This window comes from Zoogloea oryzae (assembly GCF_030161255.1).
Lineage (GTDB): Bacteria > Pseudomonadota > Gammaproteobacteria > Burkholderiales > Rhodocyclaceae > Zoogloea > Zoogloea oryzae.
This window is the reverse complement of sequence record NZ_BSPX01000285.1, coordinates 1-690: the sequence shown is the minus strand read 5'-3', so window position 1 is coordinate 690 and position 690 is coordinate 1. Positions and strand designations below refer to the sequence as shown.

Below are 690 nucleotides of genomic sequence, written 5' to 3'. Positions count from 1 at the left end.
ACGATACTCTCGCTAACGAAAAGAAAAAGGTAACAAAAACAAGGATTGTAAAACCGCGAGTTACATATTTTTTGATTCGCCGTAGCAGAAATTTGTTGATTTCAAGCTTTACCTTCTTTACCTTCTCTGTTAGAAAAACCAAATTTGAATCCATTGATTTCAACACGATAATGTGCCCAATTACGAAACCCCACCAATGACCTATAATAAAAAGGATTTGATTATCGGATCTAAAGTGATAACCATTCAAAAATCGCAATGAGCTGGGTAAAAGGAACGGGTTCACAAATTGTAGCATCAAATACGCGAGGAATACGAATAGACTGCTGACTCTCCCAGTGCTGCTTCGAGTATCAAAAAACGAGATACGATAATGCTTTACCACCAAATAGAAAATGAGTGGTACCGCATTGTCTGCTGTTGTCAAGACCCGGGGCAGATAAGGATGATAAATAGAAAAAACCAGAACAAGCTGGCCCATAAGAAAACCGACTATCGCCCCCCTTTCCTTGCCATACCCATACCTTATCGCGGTATCGGTAAAAAGGAATAGATAGACCGGTCCGGCGGTACATGCAATGAGCAACCCGAAGGCTAGCCCCACCACAACGTTGGAACTAATGATTCTCTGTGCTAACCCTATTAGTGATCCTAATATCTTGGACTTTATGTTCAAAGGCATACGCGATT

General features: G+C 41.0%; 1 protein-coding gene. It reads right to left on the bottom strand.

Annotation, left to right across the window (positions count from 1 at the left end):
* Window positions 1-682 (bottom strand): hypothetical protein (locus tag QQK25_RS24240; RefSeq protein WP_368736566.1); only part of this gene is annotated, 682 nt, incomplete at its 3' end.
* Window positions 683-690: the final 8 nt, after the last annotated feature.